13 protein-coding genes are annotated in these 19135 nt (G+C 60.5%); 10 read left to right on the forward strand and 3 right to left on the reverse strand.

What is annotated here, in order from left to right; translation table 11 throughout:
- The first annotated feature begins 119 nt into the window (after positions 1–119).
- Positions 120–2588 carry a UvrD-helicase domain-containing protein gene (locus MA884_RS08955; protein ID WP_256230119.1) on the forward strand — a complete coding sequence of 823 codons (2469 nt, stop codon included), beginning with the start codon at positions 120–122 and terminating at the stop codon, positions 2586–2588.
- A gap of 63 nt (positions 2589–2651) precedes the next feature.
- Here the strand turns inward: MA884_RS08955 and MA884_RS08960 are convergent, their stop codons facing one another.
- Together MA884_RS08960 and MA884_RS08965 are read right to left on the reverse strand one after the other, a co-directional pair.
- Complete coding sequence (locus MA884_RS08960; RefSeq protein WP_047226440.1) at positions 2652–2930, reverse strand: DUF1652 domain-containing protein; 279 nt, start codon at positions 2928–2930, stop codon at positions 2652–2654.
- Between the two features lie 189 nt (positions 2931–3119).
- Positions 3120–4550, reverse strand: a complete 1431-nt coding sequence (locus tag MA884_RS08965) for an MFS transporter (RefSeq protein WP_256230274.1) — start codon at positions 4548–4550, stop codon at positions 3120–3122.
- Between the two features lie 132 nt (positions 4551–4682).
- Here MA884_RS08965 and MA884_RS08970 point away from each other — a divergent pair, with 132 nt between their 5' ends.
- The 7 genes from MA884_RS08970 (at position 4683) to MA884_RS09000 (ending at position 14397) form a co-directional block, all read left to right on the forward strand.
- Positions 4683–5588 (forward strand): LysR family transcriptional regulator, encoded by a 906-nt coding sequence (locus MA884_RS08970; RefSeq protein ID WP_256230121.1) that lies wholly within the window; start codon positions 4683–4685, stop codon positions 5586–5588.
- A 333-nt stretch (positions 5589–5921) separates the two neighbouring features.
- On the forward strand, positions 5922–7379 hold the full coding sequence (locus tag MA884_RS08975) for a serralysin family metalloprotease (protein ID WP_256230122.1): 1458 nt from the start codon (positions 5922–5924) through the stop codon (positions 7377–7379).
- A 57-nt stretch (positions 7380–7436) separates the two neighbouring features.
- Entirely contained in the window at positions 7437–7874 is a 438-nt protein-coding gene (locus MA884_RS08980) for an AprI/Inh family metalloprotease inhibitor (RefSeq protein WP_256230123.1), read from the forward strand.
- A 133-nt stretch (positions 7875–8007) separates the two neighbouring features.
- Positions 8008–9783 carry a type I secretion system permease/ATPase gene (locus MA884_RS08985; protein WP_256230124.1) on the forward strand — a complete coding sequence of 592 codons (1776 nt, stop codon included), beginning with the start codon at positions 8008–8010 and terminating at the stop codon, positions 9781–9783.
- Complete coding sequence (locus MA884_RS08990) at positions 9780–11114, forward strand: HlyD family type I secretion periplasmic adaptor subunit (protein ID WP_256230125.1); 1335 nt, start codon at positions 9780–9782, stop codon at positions 11112–11114. The genes MA884_RS08985 and MA884_RS08990 overlap by 4 nt, the downstream gene beginning before the upstream one ends.
- Before the next feature lie 14 nt (positions 11115–11128).
- Positions 11129–12478: a TolC family outer membrane protein gene (locus MA884_RS08995; protein ID WP_256230126.1), complete on the forward strand. Its 1350-nt coding sequence runs from the start codon at positions 11129–11131 to the stop codon at positions 12476–12478.
- Between the two features lie 68 nt (positions 12479–12546).
- Positions 12547–14397 (forward strand): polyurethanase, encoded by a 1851-nt coding sequence (locus MA884_RS09000; RefSeq protein ID WP_256230127.1) that lies wholly within the window; start codon positions 12547–12549, stop codon positions 14395–14397.
- A gap of 243 nt (positions 14398–14640) precedes the next feature.
- Here the strand turns inward: MA884_RS09000 and MA884_RS09005 are convergent, their stop codons facing one another.
- Positions 14641–14865 (reverse strand): YgdI/YgdR family lipoprotein, encoded by a 225-nt coding sequence (locus tag MA884_RS09005; RefSeq protein WP_173406954.1) that lies wholly within the window; start codon positions 14863–14865, stop codon positions 14641–14643.
- A gap of 207 nt (positions 14866–15072) precedes the next feature.
- Between MA884_RS09005 and MA884_RS09010 the strand changes: the two genes are divergently transcribed.
- Both MA884_RS09010 and MA884_RS09015 read left to right on the forward strand, forming a co-directional pair.
- Positions 15073–16740 (forward strand): VRR-NUC domain-containing protein, encoded by a 1668-nt coding sequence (locus tag MA884_RS09010; protein WP_256230128.1) that lies wholly within the window; start codon positions 15073–15075, stop codon positions 16738–16740.
- Positions 16737–19058 (forward strand): ATP-dependent DNA helicase, encoded by a 2322-nt coding sequence (locus MA884_RS09015; protein ID WP_256230129.1) that lies wholly within the window; start codon positions 16737–16739, stop codon positions 19056–19058. Before MA884_RS09010 ends, MA884_RS09015 begins: the two co-directional genes overlap by 4 nt.
- Positions 19059–19135: the final 77 nt, after the last annotated feature.

The following is a 19135-nucleotide window of genomic DNA, read 5'->3' on the forward strand; positions in this document are numbered from 1 at the left end:
TGTGCGACACCACTTTCACTTCATCGCCTAAATCCATGACCTACAAGCTTTTTGGTGGAATCCGCCAGCAAATACAGACACCATAGCCGCCATGGTTCTGAACACCGGAGTCCCCAAGCGTGTCGCAACACACTCCCGATCTTCCCCCCGAACTTCTGTCCCTGGCCCAGATGCCGTTGCTCAAGCGCCTGGCCGCGCGTTTTTTGGGTCATGGTCTGACGCAACTGCGAGCCCAGCATCGGGCTTCCTGGTTACACGGCCAAGCCGATGGCTTTCGCAGCGGTCATAGCGCCGGTTTTGACTACGGCTATCAGGAGGGCAAGGCCGAAGGGCTGGAAGAGGGCCGGCAGGTCCTGTTGATCCGAGATTCCCGAAGCACCGAGCACCCGGCACCGAAAGTCGATGAGCTGCTGTTCGATGACTGGCGCCTGCCGTTAACCGCCGAACTCAAGAAACGCATCAAGGCCGATGTTGCCCGATTGCTTCCCGCTCACGCCCAGCCGAGCGCCGCGCAGTGGAAGATGATCCTGAGCGATACGCCATCTACCTCGGTCATCGCGGGCGCAGGCGCCGGGAAGTCCACGACCCTGGTGCTACGCCTTGTGCTGCTGTCCCATTACCTGGGTTTTGAGTTGGACTCGATGACCGTGGTGACCTTCACGCGGGAATCGCGCAAGGACTTCATTCACAAACTCATTGAGGTTTTTGCCCTGTGGGGGCGAACAATCAGCCTCAAGGAAGCTCGCGATCTGGTGCGGACCTTCCATTCACGCATCTTGCCCATGGTGCGCAGCCTGCCCGGGTTCGAACGGCTCCAGGCGTTTGAAACCCTGAGCCATCGCGCCGAATCGACTGATGATGACGCCCTGGGTAACCCCTTTGAATTGCGCATCAACGATGCTCAGCGCCAACAACTCAATGCCTGCTATCACGGTCTTTATCAACGCGACGAGCGTTTTCGCGAGCTGATCAAGCCGATGTCCCGGCACGCCTTGCAGCTCAGGGAGCTGGAACGCGACCATCCCGATGTGCAGAAACGGGTGGCGGTAACCGAACTGGCCGCCCAGCGCGATGAAGAGCTGGGCGATGCGATCGAAGACCTGTGGTTCCGCGCCGGTGCCTGGCCGATCAAGGGCATCGAGCCAAAGCGTCAGGCATTCCAGATCAATGGTGCGACGTTTCATTGCCACGGCTACGTTCCCTCCCTGGATGCCTGGGTGATGCTGGGTTTCGACCCGCGGGAAGACGCCCGGCTCAGCCGCCCCGGCGCCAAGCTGAGTATTCGTGCGGAGTGGGCGGTCAAGCGTACCCTGTTTCAAGCTTTCTGCTCTAAGCCACTGATATGGCTGGATAGTTATGAAGCGTCAAGGCGCGTGCTGAGCGTGTTGGCCGGGGATGCCAGTGCGGGTCCCGGGTTCGACTACAAGGTGAAAGGCGAATTGGGTTCGGCACCGCTGCTGGATTGCTTTGTCGCGGCAGCCGGTTTTATCGAGAACCTGGGCCTGGACGTTCCGGACGCAGTGGGCCGGATGTGTTTTGCCCAGGATGACCCGGATCGTTATTTCTTTGAGGCCCTGAGTCGCTACTGGCGGGCGTTTGAAGACCACTTGCTGGATCAGTCGCCTCCTGTCATGACGTATAACCGGATGTTCGCGCTGTTCAGTGAGCATTCCCCCGAGAACTTCAAGCTGCTGAGCGATGCGATACTGCGTCCTCTGTCGCACTTGATGATCGACGAGTTTCAGGATGTCTCGCCGCAGATTGTTTCCTGGCTTCGCGCAAGCCTGCGGGAAGTGCGCAGCCGTGGTCCCGCCATGCATGTGGGCCGAGGCGCCCAACGTTCGTCTTTGCTGTGCGTGGGCGATGACTGGCAGTCGATCTACGGCTGGCGCGGCAGCTCGCCCAGTTATTTCATGGCGTTCAACAAACAGTTTCCTTCGCCGGCAAACACCCGGGTTATGCTCACCGATAACTACCGCAGCCATCAGCACATCATTGACGCCGCCGAACACGTCGTGCGTGCGGCTTCGGCTATTCCCGGAAAAAAGGCCAAGGCCAGCGGCACGCCTCGGACCTTGAGCCCGGTCAATGTGCTGGACAGAGACGACGAAGGCCTGGCGAAGCGGCTGGATGAGCACTACCGCAAGGGCGATTCAATCTTGATGCTGTATCGAAAAACAAGCGATAAGCTATTGATTGAAAGGCATATTCAACCAATAGTTAATGTGGATTCTAGTTTGCCGTACCCGGCGAGGCGCCTCAGGCAGATGACCTACCATAGCGCCAAGGGGCTTCAGGCCGACGCGGTGTTTTTGCTCGGTGACTGCCAGCACTCGACCAGTTCCCCCTACAAGAATCAGGTCTACCGAATGGCCGGGCTGGGTCAGGACGGCGATGCCGAGCCGTACGACACGGCACAGAAAGACGAGATTCTACGTCTGGCCTATGTCGGTATTACCCGGGCGGTGCAGCATTGCTATTGGTATGTCGACGGGCAGGACACACCGGTCAACAAGGCGCCCAAGGCGTCGGATCGGATAGGGACCGGCAAGCCGTTCTTTGCCGATCATCGCCGCGCCCGCGGTTGAGAACATCGGGGCACGAACAAAACCGTCAGCCAAAAAGAAGCCCACTGATGTGGGCTTCTTTTTTCAGGAGGCAAATCGTCGCAAGCCAACCGGTGGCACGAACGCTTCCAGCTCGGCTTCAACCGCTTCGATTATTCGCTCCACGTCAGGGGCGTTCATCACTGTCGCGCAGGGGATGCCTGCAATCGCGATCATAGTCTCGCCACTGGCACGGTCAAACAGCCGGGCGACCATGCTGCCCGGTGCGTCCATGCTGGCCTCGAATCCCATGGGATGAAAATGCCAGCGCATCAGCTGGCAGGCGTTGGGAAACGTAACCTTGCTGAAAGATCCTCTATTCATCTGTTGCCCACCTTCTTCATCAAGCGCTTCCGTTTGCTCATATCAGGAAGGAAGAGCCATCATGGCTCTACCAGTGAGAACTAAAAATAGCACCTGCAAATGAATGTCATGTGGCTTTTTTCAGGCCGTTTGGCGATTGGTTCACTTTTTTTGATTTGCATCACGACTTATGCCGTTTTGATCAGGACGTCACCTTCTCTGGGCACGTATGTCATCACGCTCATCCAGAGGCTCTGGCTCACGGCATTTCAAGGCAATTACCCAAGCCAGCAGCATTAAAGACGTGGCAACGGTGAAGGTGAGATGCAAGCCATTTGCCACTGCTTCAGGGGTAGCCTGGGCGATACCATTCGTCGGTACAGAGAGCGCAAACACCGCGCCGAGCGCCGATGCACCGGTCAAGAAACCCAGGTTGCGCGACAGATTGAGCAGCCCTGAGATGATGCCGCGGTTGCTTGCGGGTACATCCGCCATCACCGCGGTGTTGTTGGCCGTCTGGAACAGCGCATAGCCAAGGGTTGTTACCGCGATAGCAGCGACATAGCCGCCTACACCGAGGGTCGGTGGCATCAGCGACAGCATCAGGCAGCCGAGTATCATGATCAGCAGCCCGACGAGCCGCATGGGGCGCACGCCGAAGCGGTCCACCAGGCGCCCGGCAGGCACGCCCGCCAGCGCGGCGACCGACGGCCCTGCCGCCAACACCAGCCCCACCAGGGCGGTGGGCAACCCAAGGGCGATGGACAGATAAAAAGGCCCCACCAGCAGCGTCGCCATCATGACCGTTGCGACCAGGGCACTGGTCACCAACCCGGAAATGAGCAGCCGGTCCCCAAGCAACGCCAAGGCAATCAGTGGCGACGCGACCCGCCGCTGGGCCAGGACAAACAGACTGCCGCCCAGGATCGCCGTCAGCGACAGCGCAATATTCGGCCAGTCGAAGTTGCCTCGGCCCAACGTCGTGGCGAGGGCATAGGCGCCAAGCGTTATCGCCAATAGAAGCGTACCTAGGGTGTCGAAGCGGGGGACCGCGGCCGATCTCTCCGGTTGCCGGGCAGGCAGTGAACGCCAGGTCAGTACACACGTCAGCAGCCCAAGAGGAACGTTAATCAAAAATAACGCCTGCCAACCGAAACCGCTGATCAATGCGCCACCCAGAGAAGGCCCGAGGGCGGTACCTACCGCTGATAGAGTGGCCAGCAGCCCCATGGCGCTGCCGATCTTTTCCTTTCCGACCGTCTCGCCAACCAGGGCCAGGGTCAGCGTCATCATGATGGCCGCGCCCAGGCCTTGCAGCGCCCGGCCTGCAATCAACAACCACAGTGAGGGGGCCAAGCCGCAAAGCGCCGACGCTAGGGTGAACAACCCGATCCCGCCCAATAGCAGCTTGCCAGGCCCCACCAAATCCCCCAATCGCCCAAGGCTGACAATCAACGTGGTGATCGCCAGTAAATAGGCAAGTACCACCCATTGAACCTGCTGAAAGGGGGCCTCGAACGCCTGGGCCAGCGTCGGCAAGCCGACTGTCACCACGCTGGCGCCCAGGGAGGCAAGCAAGGTTGAAAGTGACAGGCTGGCCAAGGCCCAGCGTGGTGAAGATTGTGTATTAACGGGTTTCATCATGTCCTCTCGCTCTGCTGCTACGTAAATGGCGCTGTCAGAACGTTACGCCCGGGCATAACATGGCGGAAGACGCACGGATTGCACTTTATAACTGCATACAGCGCCACCTATTTAAATCAGGACTTCGCCATGTCCACCCCCGACCTCAATCTGCTGGTTACCCTTGATGTCTTGCTCTCGGAAGGCAGCGTGGCCCGAGCCGCTCGGCGCCTGCGACTCAGCCCTTCGGCCATGAGCCGCGCGCTGGCGCGGTTGCGCGAAACCACGGGCGATCCGTTGCTGGTGCGGGCCGGGCGCGGCCTGGTTCCCACACCCCGCGCCTTGGAATTACGCGAGCACGTCAGCCAACTGGTACAGGACGCCCAGGCGGCGCTACGGCCGTCCCAGGCCCCGGACCTGGGACGATTGCGCCGAACCTTCACGCTGCGCACCCGGGAAGGGTTCGTTGAAAACTTCGCCATCGACTTGATTGCCCGTATCAACGAACAGGCGCCCGGTGTACGGCTGCATTTCCTGGACAAGGCCGACAAGGACAGTACGGCGCTGCGAGAGGGCACGGTGGACCTGGAAACAGCCGTCGTGGACAAGGGCACCAGCCCTGAGCTGCGAACCCAGGCGTTATTTACTGATCGCCTGATTGGGGTGGTGCGCGCTGGACATCCGCTGAGCCGGGCCGAGGTGAGTGCTGTCGCTTACGCGGCGGGCGCGCACATTGGTGTTTCCTTGCGGGGCCTGGATCACAGCGCCATCGAACAGGCCTTGGGGCCTATGAACCTGATACGGGAAATCGCGATTACCGTACCGGGTTTCTCCACCGCGCTGGGCCTCGCCCGGTCCAGCGATCTGATCGCCAGCGTGCCTGAGCGCTATACCACCCGCCTGCGTGCCGGCATGCACAGCTTTGCGCTGCCGTTTGCGGTGCCGACATTCACGATTTCCATGCTTTGGCACCCCCGAATGGATGCCGATCCTGTGCACCGCTGGTTTCGCGGTTGTCTGCGGGAAGTGTGTTCAGGCAAAACCGTAGATATCTAGCCGCCATTAATTAGTAGCGTTTCGCTGGCACTTAGTTGCTAGAAGTGCGACGTGATTGGCAAATAGGTGGTTAACCTCATTTAATATTTAAATAGAGTTTTGTCCTACAATCTTTAATGTCGCCGTCGAAATACCTGTACTAACGGGGCGCCGTGTATCTTTTGCCGTTGTTGAAGGCATGAGTGTGAAAAGGGGGCAAAAAAATTCGCTGGACGTTTGATTTCCAATTGTGTCAGTTTTCTTGCGTCCTCATTGGGCGAGTGATAGGACGCTCTCGCCAGAGATTGTTCTATCTGACAAAAACTGTTCCATTGCAAACAAGGAAGTGTGTTTATGTCGAAAATCAAAACCAGCGCTATTGACTCTACCGAACAACTGCTCTGGGCGCCGCAGTCACTGGCGGCGGCGAGCAATGCATTCAATCAGATCAATAGTTTCAGCCACCAATACGATCGGGGCGGCAACCTGACCGTCAATGGCAAACCCTCGTACTCCGTGGACGAAGCTGCCACCCAGTTGCTGCGCGACGGTGCGGCCTACCAGGACCGGGACGCCAGCGGCAAGATCGAGCTGACCTACACGTTCCTGACCTCCGCCTCCTCAAGCACCATGAACAAGCACGGCATCAGCGGTTTCAGTCAGTTCAGCGCCCAACAGAAAGGCCAGGCGGTCCTGGCCATGCAGTCTTGGGCGGACGTGGCCAATGTCACGTTCACCGAGAGAGCCAGCGGTGGCGACGGCCACATGACCTTCGGCAACTACAGCAGCGGCCAGGACGGCGCGGCGGCATTTGCCTATCTGCCGGGCACGGGCGCCGGTTATGACGGGACCTCCTGGTACCTGATCAACAGCCGCTACACCCAGAACAAGAACCCTGAACTGAACAACTATGGCCGCCAGACCCTGACCCACGAAATCGGTCACAGCCTGGGTCTGGCGCACCCTGGCGACTATAACGCCGGTGAAGGCAGCCCGACCTACGATGACGCCACCTATGGTCAGGACACCCGTGGCTATAGCCTCATGAGTTACTGGAGTGAAAGCAACACCAGCCAGGACTTCAGCAAGGGCGGCGTCGAAGCCTATGCCTCGGGTCCGCTGATGGATGACATCGCCGCGATTCAGAAGCTCTACGGTGCCAACACCAGCACCCGGACCGGCGACTCAACCTACGGCTTCAACTCCAACACCGGTCGCGACTTCTACAGCGCATCCTCGTCTTCGGACAAAGTGGTGTTCTCGATATGGGACGCCGGTGGCCGCGACACCCTGGATTTCTCGGGTTTTACGCAGAACCAGAAAATCAACCTCAATGGCGCCTCGTTTTCCGACGTTGGCGGCATGGTGGGTAACGTGTCCATCGCTCAGGGGGTGACCATCGAGAATGCCATTGGCGGCTCGGGCGGTGACTTGCTGATCGGCAACGGCGTGGCCAACGAACTCAAGGGCGGTGCCGGCAATGACATTCTTTGGGGCGCGGGCGGTGCCGACAAACTGTGGGGCGGTTCGGGCTCGGACACCTTCGTGTTCGCCGCCAGTTCTGACTCACGGCCAGGTGCGGTCGATCAGATCCTCGATTTCGTCAGCGGCCTGGACAAGATCGACCTGACCGGCATCACCCAGGGCGCAGGCCTGCACTTCGTGAACGCGTTCACCGGTGCAGCGGGTGATGCGGTGCTCTCGACATCGGGTGGCAACAGCCTGCTGTCGGTGGACTTCTCCGGGCACGGCGTGGCTGACTTCCTGGTCAGTACCGTGGGCCAGGCGGCTGTCTCGGATATCGTGGCCTGATGCCCCTATCCCGTGGGAGCGGCCAGCGCTCTTGCGGGATCCCTCAGGATTGAACAGATGTGCAGAAATCCCAAACCCCGTGGTGCCCAGGCAACTGCCTGGTTACTCGCTACGCTGATGATGTTTACCGGAGAAGTCACCATGGCGCGCAGCCTGTTGTTAGCAGAACCCTCACAGTTGGCCGGTCAGTGGCAGGCTGTTCTGTCGGGGCCGCAGGCGTCTGCGCAAACCCCGCCGCCCGAGGACCCACCGTCCAGCATCTGTCTTGTCGAGCTGCGGGCGGATCAAACCCTGGGCGGGCAAACCGATTGCCTGGGCAAGTGGCTGGGGGATGAGCCGGTCCGTTGGTTCACCGAGCCCGACGGCCTTTCACTGATTGGCAAGCAGAACACCCGGGTTCACTTGCAACTGCATCAAGAACAACACTATCAAGTCACATTGAAGTCAGGTCGGAGGGTGACGCTCGAACGGAGTCCGTCCCAAGCCACGCCTTAACAAGTTAGTACAGTTGCCGAAGACTCCAGGTGTGCTTGTTTAAACAGGCCTGCACCCTGACGCGGTCCGATGTAAACCATTTAAAGATTGGCAAGTTGAATAACCTGGCAAAGCCAACAGCAAGGATAACTTCATGAGCATGGCAAGGAGCACGGCCACGGTGCCGTTGTTTAGAGCGCTGGCCGATTATAAAAACATTCTGGTCAGCGTCGGTTGTTTTACCGCCCTGATCAATGTCCTGATGTTGGCGCCTTCGATTTATATGCTCCAAGTGTATGACCGGGGCCTGTCATCCCAAAACGAAACCACGCTGTGGATGTTGTCGTTAATGGTGGTGGGCTTTTTCGTATTTATCGGGCTGCTGGAAATGGTCCGCAGCTTCATCGTCATCCGCATCGGCAGCCAGTTGGAAAGACGCTTCAACCTTCAGGTGTACAAGGCCGCGTTCGAGCGAAACCTGAGCCAGGGCGAGGGCAACGCCGGGCAGTCGCTGGGAGACCTTACCCATATCCGCCAGTTCGTCACGGGACCTGCGCTGTTCGCATTCTTCGACGCTCCGTGGTTTCCGGTGTATTTGCTGGTGATCTATCTGTTCAACGTCTGGCTCGGCGTGTTCGCCACCGTCGGCACGTTGCTGCTCATTGGCCTGGCCTGTCTGAACGAAACCATGACTAAAAAGCCCTTGGGGCAGGCCAGTGTTTACTCGCAACAGTCCAGCCAACTGGCGACCAGCCACTTGCACAACGCCGAGACCATCCAGGCCATGGGCATGCTCGGCGCATTGCGCGGCCGCTGGTTCGCCGTGCATTCGCGCTTTCTCGGTCTGCAAAACCAGGCCAGCGATACCGGCGCGGTGATCAGCTCCCTGAGCAAGACCCTGCGCCTGTGCCTGCAATCGCTGGTGCTGGGGTTGGGCGCGCTGCTGGTGATCAAGGGCGACATGACCGCTGGAATGATGATTGCTGGCTCGATCCTGATGGGCCGGGTGTTGAGCCCCATCGACCAGTTGATCGCCGTGTGGAAGCAGTGGAGCGGAGCCAAACTGGCTTATCGCCGTCTCGACGCGCTGTTGCAGGCTTACCCAACCCAGGACGAGGCGATGACATTGCCATCGCCCAAGGGCCAGGTGAGTTTCGAACAGGTCAGTGCCGGCCCGCCGGGGCAGCGCAACGCGACGCTGCATCAGCTCGGTTTCAGCCTGAGCGCCGGGGAAGTGCTCGGGGTACTCGGGGCGTCGGGGTCCGGCAAATCCACCCTGGCCCGCGTGCTGGTGGGTGTATGGCCCACCTTCGCTGGCACAGTGCGGCTGGACGGGGCTGACATCCATCGCTGGAATCGCGACCAGCTTGGCCCGCACATCGGCTATCTGCCCCAGGACATTGAGCTGTTCAGCGGCAGCATTGCCGAGAACATTGCCCGTTTCCGCCAGGCCGACCCGCAAAAAGTCGTCGCCGCCGCGCAACAGGCCGGCGTGCATGAGCTGATCCTGCGCATGCCTCAAGGCTACGACACTCTGCTGGGAGAGGATGGCAGCGGTTTGTCCGGCGGCCAGAAACAGCGCGTCGCCCTGGCCCGGGCAATGTATGACCAGCCGAGTCTGGTGGTGCTCGATGAACCCAATTCCAATCTCGACACGGTTGGCGAAGCAGCACTGGCCAGCGCCATCGCGCAGATGAAAGCCCAGGGCACCACCGTCGTGCTGGTGACCCATCGCTCCTCGGCGCTGGCCCAGGCCGACAAGCTGCTGGTGCTCAATGAAGGCCACTTACAAGCGTTCGGTCCAAGCCAGGAGGTGCTACGGGCATTGTCCGGCCAGCCACAATTGCAACGCGACAAACCCCAGGCAGCCCCCAACGGACTGAGCATGAGTCGCCAGTACCCGGCAGCCAGCAAACCCAGCGGCGCATGAGCAAGGATCGCGACATGAATCTGCAACACTCTCAAGACCTCGAACGGCCCGAGCGCGATGCCCGTTTCTTCGCCCGCCTGGGGTGGGCACTGGCAATCATTGGCGCCGGCAGTTTTTTCACCTGGGCCAGCCTGGCGCCGCTGGACCAAGGTATTGCGGTGCAAGGCACCGTGGTGGTGTCCGGCAAGCGCAAGGCCGTGCAATCGATGAGCAGCGGCGTGGTCAGCCGGATCCTGGTGCGTGAAGGCGAGGCGGTTAAACAGGGCCAGCCACTGTTCCGCCTGGACCAGACTCAGACAGCGGCCGATGTGCAATCGCTGCAAGCCCAGTACCGCATGGCTTGGGCGAGCCTGGCACGTTGGCAAAGCGAGCGGGACAACCTCCCGCAGGTCAGCTTTCCGGCTGAATTGAGCCACGACCCCGACCCACGCTTGGCGCTGGTACTCGAAGGCCAGCGGCAGTTGTTCAGCAGCCGACGCGTAGCGGTGGCCCGGGAGCAGGCCGCGCTGCGCGCTAATATCGAAGGCGCCACGGCGCAGCTGGCGGGCATGCGCCGGGCGCGCAATGACCTCAATGCCCAGGCCCAGTCCCTGCGCCAGCAGCTAAGCAACCTGCAACCGTTGGCGGATAACGGCTACATCCCGCGCAACCGTCTGCTGGATTATCAACGGCAACTGTCGCAAGTGCAGCAGGAACTGGCGCAGAACAGTGGCGAAAGCGGCCGGGTGGAGCAGGGCATCGTCGAGTCCCGCCTCACGCTTGAGCAACACAATGAGGAATACCAGAAGGAAGTGCGCAGTCAGTTGGCCGAGGCGCAACTCAAGAGCGAAACCCTGCAACAGCAACTCAAGTCTGCCGCGTTTGAGCTGCAGCACAGCGAGATCCTTGCCACCGCCGACGGCATCGCCGTGAACCTGGGCGTACACACTGAAGGCGCCGTGGTCCGTCAAGGCGATACCTTGCTGGAAATCGTGCCCCAAGGCACGCGACTGGAAGTCGAAGGGCACCTGCCGGTCAACCTGATCGACAAGGTTGGCACCCATTTGCCAGTGGACATTCTCTTCACCGCGTTCAACCAGAACCGCACACCGAGGGTACCGGGGGAGGTCAGCCTGATTTCCGCCGACCAGATGATCGATGAAAAGACCGCAGAGCCGTATTACGTCCTGCGCAGCAGCGTCAGCGAAGTGGCGATGGAAAAACTCAACGGGCTGGTGATCAAGCCCGGAATGCCGGCGCAAATGTTCGTGCGCACGGGTGAGCGCTCGCTCATGAACTACCTGTTCAAACCGCTGCTCGACCGAGCCGGCTCCGCGTTGACCGAAGAATAAGGATATCTGGGGGTATGAAGGGACTTTACTGGCTCGCCGCGCTGGCGGCGGTTATCTGCAACAGTGCCTGGGCCATGGGCCCATTCGAGTTTTATGAACAAGCCCTGCGCAATGACCCGGTCTACCTGGGCGCGATCAAGGAGCGCGATGCCGGCCTGGAAAACCGCGCCATTGGCCGCGCCGGGCTGCTGCCGCACCTGGGCTACAGCTACAACAAGGGACGTAACCAGTCCAAGGTCACCTACCTCAACGAGCGCGGCGCCAGCCAGCATGACGACCGCAACTACAGCAGCTACGGCTCCAGCCTGACCCTGCAACAACCTTTGTTGGACTACGAGGCCTACGCCGCCTATCGCAAAGGCGTGGCCCAGGCGCTGTTCGCCGACGAAAACTTTCGTGGCAAGAGCCAGGAGTTGCTGGTGCGGGTGTTGAGCGCCTACACCCAGGCGTTGTTCGCCCAGGATCAGATCGACATTGCCCAGGCCAGGAAAAAGGCTTTCGAACAGCAGTTTCATCAGAACGAGCACCTGTTTGCCCAAGGCGAAGGCACCCGCACCGACATCCTTGAAGCGGAGTCGCGCTATGAGTTGGCGATTGCCGAAGAGATCGAGGCCCGCAACGAGCAGGACGCTTCCCTGCGCGAACTTGGCTCGTTGATTGGCGTCCCGACCCTGAACATCGGCGACCTGGCGCCCCTGAGGGAAACGTTCCAGACCTTTGCCTTGCAACCGGCCAGTTTCCAGACATGGCACGAACTGGCCGTGAGCAACAATCCGACCCTGACGTCCCAGCGCCAGGCCGTGGACGTGGCGCGCTTCGAAGTCGAACGCAACCGCGCCGGACACCTGCCCAAGGTCAGCGCCTACGCGACGATGCGCCAGAACGAGTCGGAAAGCGGTAACACCTACAACCAGCGCTATGACACCAACACCATTGGTCTTGAGATCAGCGTGCCGCTGTACGCCGGTGGCGGGGTGTCGGCGTCGACCCGCCAGGCCAGTCGCAACATGGAGCGGGCCGAATATGAACTGGACGCCAAGACCCGGGAAACCCTGATCGAACTGCGCCGCCAGTTCAGCGCCTGCATGTCGGGGGTGAACAAACTGCGGGCATACCGCAAAGCCCTCAGCGCCGCCGAGGCGTTGGTGGTCTCGACCCGGCAAAGCATCCTCGGCGGCGAACGGGTCAACCTCGATGCCCTGAACGCCGAACAACAGCTCTACACCACCCGACGCGACCTGGCCCAGGCCCGTTATGACTACCTCATGGCCTGGACAAAGTTGCACTACTACGCCGGCACCTTGGGCGCGCAGGACCTGGCGCAGGTGGATGAGGCGTTTGTGTCCCCGGCGCTGACCCAGTGATTGGCAGCGCTGTAAGAACTTCGCCGGTTTCAGCAACCGTTCCAACAACAAAAAAAGAGGTCATCACAATGGGTATCTACGACTATAAAAACCTCGGCACCACCGAGTCCAAGGCGCTGGTCAGCGATGCAATGGCGATCATGCTGTATTCCTACCACAACCTGGACCACGGTTTTTCCGCCGGCTACCAGCAGAACGGCTTCGGTGCGGGACTGCCCGCCACGCTGGTGACGGCGTTGCTGGGCGGCACCGATTCGCAAGGGGTGATCCCCGGCGTGCCGTGGAACCCCGACTCGGAGCAACTCGCCCTGGAGGCGGTGCAAAAGGCCGGCTGGACCCCGATCAGCGCATCGCAGCTGGGCTACACCGGCAAAGTGGATGGCCGTGGCACTTTTTTTGGTGAGAAGGCTGGCTACACCACCGCGCAGGTGGAAATTCTCGGCAAGTACGACGCCGATGGACAACTGACGGAAATCGGGGTGTCGTTTCGTGGCACCAGCGGCCCACGGGAAACCCTGATCAGCGACTCCATTGGCGACGTCATCAGCGATCTGATGGCGGCGTTCGGGCCTCAGGACTACGCGAAAAACTACGTCGGCCAAGCGTTCGGCAACTTGCTCGGGGACGTCGCGGCGTTCGCCCAGGCCCACGGCCTGACGGGCCAGGACGTGCTGGTCAGTGGCCACAGCCTCGGTGGGCTGGCGGTCAACAGCCTGGCGGACTTGAGCGCCAGCCAATGGTCGGGGTTCTACAGCAGCGCCAATTACATCGCCTACGCCTCGCCAACCCAAAGCAGCACCGACAAAGTGCTGAACATCGGTTATGAAAACGATCCGGTGTTCCGGGCACTGGACGGCTCCACGTTCACCCCTGCGTCGGTGGGCGTGCATGATGCCCAGCAGGAGTCAGCCACCAACAACATCGTCAGCTTCAACGACCATTACGCCTCGGCGGCCTGGAACGTGTTGCCGTTTTCTATCCTCAACATCCCCACCTGGATATCCCACCTGCCCACCGGTTACGGCGATGGCATGGGCCGGATCCTCGATTCGGCGTTCTACGACCTCACCGAGAAAGACTCCACCGTCATCGTCGCCAACCTGTCGGATCCCGCACGCAGCAATACGTGGGTCCAGGACCTCAATCGCAACGCTGAAACCCACACCGGCAGCACGTTCATCATCGGCAGCGAGCGTGATGACCTGATCCAGGGCGGGCGGGGCAATGACTATCTGGAGGGCCGCGCCGGCAACGACACCTTTCGCGACGAGGGTGGGTACAACGTGATATTGGGCGGGCAGGGCAGCAACACCCTGCAACTGCAGTCCTCGGTGAAAGATGCAAGCTTCGTCCAGGACGGCGCCGGGACCTTGTACGTGCGCGATGCCCAGGGTGCAATCAGCATGGCCCGCGACATCGACACGCTCGTCAGCAAAGAGCCTGGTTTGTTCTGGGGCCTGCTCAAGGACGAGGTCAGCCACAGTGTCACGGCCAACGGTCTGGTGGCGGGCGGCAAGCTGACGGCGTATGCATCGTCGACCACAGGCACCTCGGCTGACGATACCTTGACCGCCCGATCATCGGGGGACTGGCTGTTCGGGCATGACGGCGACGATGTGCTACTGGGCGGCACGGGTCACGACACCTTTGTCGGCGGGTCGGGCAATGACCGGCTGCAATCGGGCGGCGGCACTGACACGTTCTTTTTCAATGACGCGTTCGGCCACGACCTGATCAGCGGTTATGATGCCGGCGACACACTGGTGTTCCTTGGCGTGCAGGGCGCCGGGGAAGGTTACGACTACCGCCAGCACCTGTCTCAGGTCGGCAATGACACGCTGCTGGAGGTGGGTGACAGTTCCGTGACCCTGGTGGGGGTCAATCCGAGCCAGGTAGGAGGCGAATTTGTGTTCGCCTGATCCAAGGTTGTTTTGAGCACGTTGTGCTGAGGGGATGCGTGTGTCCCCTCGGCACAAGGGGAGTGCAGCAGTGAGCAGCAAACAAGCCTCACAACCGCTGCCTGCGATTGAGGGATCAGATGATGCGGCGAAAAGGCGGGCCGATCCGTTGCGAAGAAGGCAGTCCGACACCCGCAATGGGCACCGGATTCAGCCGATGACATGGGATCAGGCCCTCTCCGGGCGAAGAGGGCTGCAATAAACTCAGTCTTCCTTGCGAACTGTCGCCACTTCATCGGCGCGGACCCGGACTTTCTTGCCGGAAATGTCTTCGAACTCGTAGAAACCGTCGGCGGTACGGGTGTTGGGGGCATCCTTGGTCAAATACTGGGTACCGTTCTGCAAGGTCACCACCGTGGGTGACGAGCAGCCGGCCAGAGCCAGGAGCGCAGCGGCGACCAAGGGCAGACCCAGAATCCTGATGTTCATATCCGTAACCTCTCAATCAAAAAGACGCAGTTCAGTTGATTAGACCGCGGCATCACTGTGTTGACCGCCATTGGTCTCGCTTGCCGTAGGAAAGTTCATCACCGACTGCAGGATTTCCCTGCTAAATGCAGGTGACCACTCATCTTTTGCAGTTGCCTGGCCCCGCCGCAGCTGATATCTGTACGCATAACCAGTATTCCAGCAGGCATGGCACCTCTTTCCGTGACAAATAACCCTCTCGACGACCCGTTCTACTACCTGAACAACTTTCAGCAGGTGCTCGCCTGGCTGACGCAGCGTTATGCCGACGTGCTCAGCGCCGAGGAGCAACGTTTCATCGAGCATTTCGCCACTTTGCCTCGTGCGTCCCAGGGGGTGTTGGTGCGCATGGTGATGCGCAAGGGCCTGCGCTTTCGCCATAGCAAGCTGCATTACCCTGAGATCGGTGATATTGGCAGCGCCATCGAACCGCTGTTGGCACAGGGTTGGGTCGAGGAGCAGGCGCCTCTTGGCCTTGTCGAGCTGTTCGAGGTGCTGCTTAAACAGGAAATCATCCTGTGCCTGGGTCACCTGATCGAACAACCCAAGGCGACAAAGGGCCAGTGGTTGGAGTCCTTGCAGGGTCATTTCGATCAACCACAGCCTTTTCGCAGCTGGTGCCCGCAACTCGAAGACCGTCTTTTCAGCCTGACGATCATGGACCTCTGCGACCGGCTGCGGTTGCTGTTTTTCGGCAATCTCTATCAGGACTGGTCAGAGTTCGTGCTGGCGGACCTGGGCATCTTCACCTATGAAACCGTCGAGTTCAGTGCCCAATCCCGTGGTCTGCGCAGCCGCCAGGATGTCGATGCCTGCCTCTTCCTGCACGAATGTCAGCAGCGTTTCGAAGCCGGCGAGCCTCTTGAAGAGATCGTTGCCCAAATCCATGCCCTGAACCTGGACAATCCGTGGCTGGAGCGACGCCGGGGCAAGCTGCTGTTCCAGATCGGCCAGCACGGCGAGCGCACCGGTGATTTCACCCTGGCTTTACGCATCTATCACGATTGCAGCTACCCCGGCGCACGGCTGCGGATGATCCGGGTACTGGAGCGCATCGGCGAGTACGCCCAGGCCCTTGAATGGGGTGAAGCGGCCGCTAAGGCGCCGCAAAGCGCCGCCGAAACCCAGGCACTGCTCAGGATCCTGCCCCGGCTGCGCCGCAAGCTGGGCAGGCCTCCGGTGCCGCGAACCATGGCGCGCAAGGTGGAGCGGCTGGACCTGCACCTGCCTCGTGTCGATCCAGCCTTGTCGGTGGAGTATCACGTTCAGGCCCATCTGCACGATGAAACCGCGCCGGTGCACTACGTGGAGAACAGCCTGATCAATTCGCTGTTTGGCCTGCTGTGCTGGCCGGTGATTTTTGCCCCGTTGCCGGGGGCGTTTTTCCACCCGTTCCAGCGCGGGCCGGTGGACCTGCTCAACGAAGACTTTCACGACCGACGCGCCGAGCTGTTCGCCGCCTGTTTCGCGCAACTCGACGATGGACGCTACCGGGACACCATTGTCCGTCGTTACACAGAAAAATGGGGGGTGCAGTCGCCTTTCGTATTCTGGGGCGCGCTGTCCGAAGAGCTGCTCAATCAAGCCCTCGACTGCCTGCCTGCCGAACACCTCAAGCACTGGTTCAGCCGCCTGCTGCTGGATATCAAGGCCAACCGCGCCGGCATGCCGGACCTGATCCAGTTCTGGCCGCAGCACAAAACCTATCGCATGATCGAAGTCAAAGGCCCCGGCGACCGCCTGCAAGACAATCAATTGCGCTGGCTGGAGTTCTGTCATGAACACCAGATGCCGATCGCCGTCTGTTATGTGCAGTGGGCGGAGCAGGGCGCATGACCTTGGAACCGGGCTACAGCATCGCCGTTCGCGCGCTGTGCGAGTTCACCGCCAAGACCGGCGACCTGGACCTGCGCTTTACGCCGTCGCCCACGGCCATGGAAGGGATCGTCGGCCATCGCACCGTGGCCGCGCGGCGTAGCGAGGGTTACCAGGCCGAAGTTAGCCTGGAGGGCCGCTACCAGACGCTCAAGATCAAAGGCCGGGCCGATGGCTACGACCCGGCCTGCAACCGTATCGAAGAAGTGAAGACCTACCGGGGCGACCTGGACAAGCAACCGGCCAATCATCGCCAGTTGCATTGGGCCCAGGCGAAAATCTACGGCTGGCTGATGTGCCAGAAGTTGCAACTGCCGCGGATCGACGTGGCGCTGGTCTACTTCGACATCGTCAGCGAAAAGGAAACCTGCCTCACCCAAAGCTTCGAAGCGACGCAGCTTGAGATTTTCTTTGAACAACAGTGCGCGCTGTTCCTCGCCTGGGCCGAACAGGAAATGGCTCACCGACAGGCGCGCAACCTGGGGGCTCAGACGCTGGCATTTCCCCACGTCGGCTTCAGGACCGGGCAACGACACCTGGCTGAGTCGGTGTTCAAGGCCGTCAGCACCGGCCGCTGCCTGATGGCCCAGGCGCCCACCGGCATTGGCAAAACCGTTGGCACCTTGTTCCCGATGCTCAAGGCGCTGGCGCCACAGCGACTGGACAAGGTGTTCTTCCTTACGGCCAAGACCCCAGGGCGCAAACTGGCGCTGGATGCGGCCCGGGTGATCACCCAAAGTGCACCGTCGATGCCGTTGCGGGTGCTGGAGATGATCGCCCGGGACAAAGCCTGCGAGCATCCGGACAAAGCTTGCCATGGCGAAGCCTGCCCGTTGGCCCGCGGGTTCTATGATCGGCTGCCGCGCGCCCGCGCGGCGGCGAGCCAGGTCACGCTGCTCGATCAGGCGGCGTTGCGCGATGTTGCCTTGGCCCATGATATCTGCCCGTACTACCTGAGCCAGGAGATGGCCCGCTGGGCAGACGTGGTGGTCGCTGACTACAACTATTACTTTGACTTCAGTGCCTTGCTCTTCGGCCTTGCCCAGGCCAATGGCTGGACCGTCGCGACCCTGGTGGATGAAGCCCACAATCTGGTGGAACGGGGCCGGCAGATGTACAGCGCGACCCTCGATCAATCCAACCTGGCAGTGGTGCGCAAAACCGCTCCCGAAGCGCTGAAGAAAGCCTTGCAACGAGTCAGCCGCCAGTGGAACGCGCTGCATGAGTCGCAGATCGCGGTCTATCAGGCCTATGAAAAACCACCGGATAAATTGCTCCAGGCTCTGTCGCTGTGTACCACGGCTATCAGCGATTATCTCAATGACCATCCCCAGGGCCTGGATAGCGGTTTACAGGCGTTTTACTTCGATGCCTTGCAGTTTGCCCGTGTGGCGGAAGCCTTCGATGAGCATTTTCTGTTCGACATACACAAGCGCGAATATGGGCGCCAACGAAGCGCATCGACCCTGTGCCTGCGCAATGTAGTGCCGGCCGCTTTCCTGCGACCCAGGCTGACGGCGGCCCGTAGCAGCGTGCTGTTTTCCGCCACCCTGAGCCCCCGCAATTACTACAGCGACCTGTTGGGGACCCCGGCCGACACCGTATGGATCGATGTGGAATCGCCATTCCAGGCGCAACAGCTCGATGTACAGATTGTCAGCCGGATCTCCACCCGGTTTGCCCATCGCCATGCGTCCCTGGAACCTATCGTCGCGTTGATGGCTCGCCAGTTCAGCGAGCGTCCGGGCAATTACCTGGCCTTCTTCAGCAGTTTTGATTACTTGCAACAAGTGGCCGGACTGTTTGCCGAGCGCCACCCGCAGATTGCCACCTGGTCACAATCACGCGGCATGGGCGAAGCGCCCCGGCAGGCGTTCCTTGAGCGATTCATGGAACACAGCCAGGGCATCGGGTTCGCGGTGTTGGGCGGCGCGTTCGGGGAGGGCATTGATTTACCGGGCTCCCGCCTGATCGGTGCGTTCATCGCAACCCTGGGGCTGGCGCAGTTCAACCCGGTCAACGAGCAGATGAAGCAGCGCATGGCGGCTATTTTTGGCGACGGTTACGACTACACCTATCTGTACCCCGGTCTGCAAAAAGTGGTGCAGGCTGCTGGCCGTGTCATCCGAACGCAGCAGGATCGTGGGGTGGTGATGTTGATCGACGATCGATTTGCTGAGGCGAGGGTGCAGCACTTGTTGCCGCGCTGGTGGTCAGTTAGTCAAGAGCGGCACAACTGCTGTGGGAGTGAGCTTGCTCCCACAGAGGATCTGTGGTGAATCTCATATCGCGAACAAGCTGCTGATTCCCACGGATTTAATCACTATTTCCGATGCCGCACTTGCTCCATACTTCG

This window comes from Pseudomonas sp. Q11, from assembly GCF_024494355.1.
Taxonomy (GTDB): Bacteria; Pseudomonadota; Gammaproteobacteria; order Pseudomonadales; family Pseudomonadaceae; genus Aquipseudomonas; species Aquipseudomonas hefeiensis.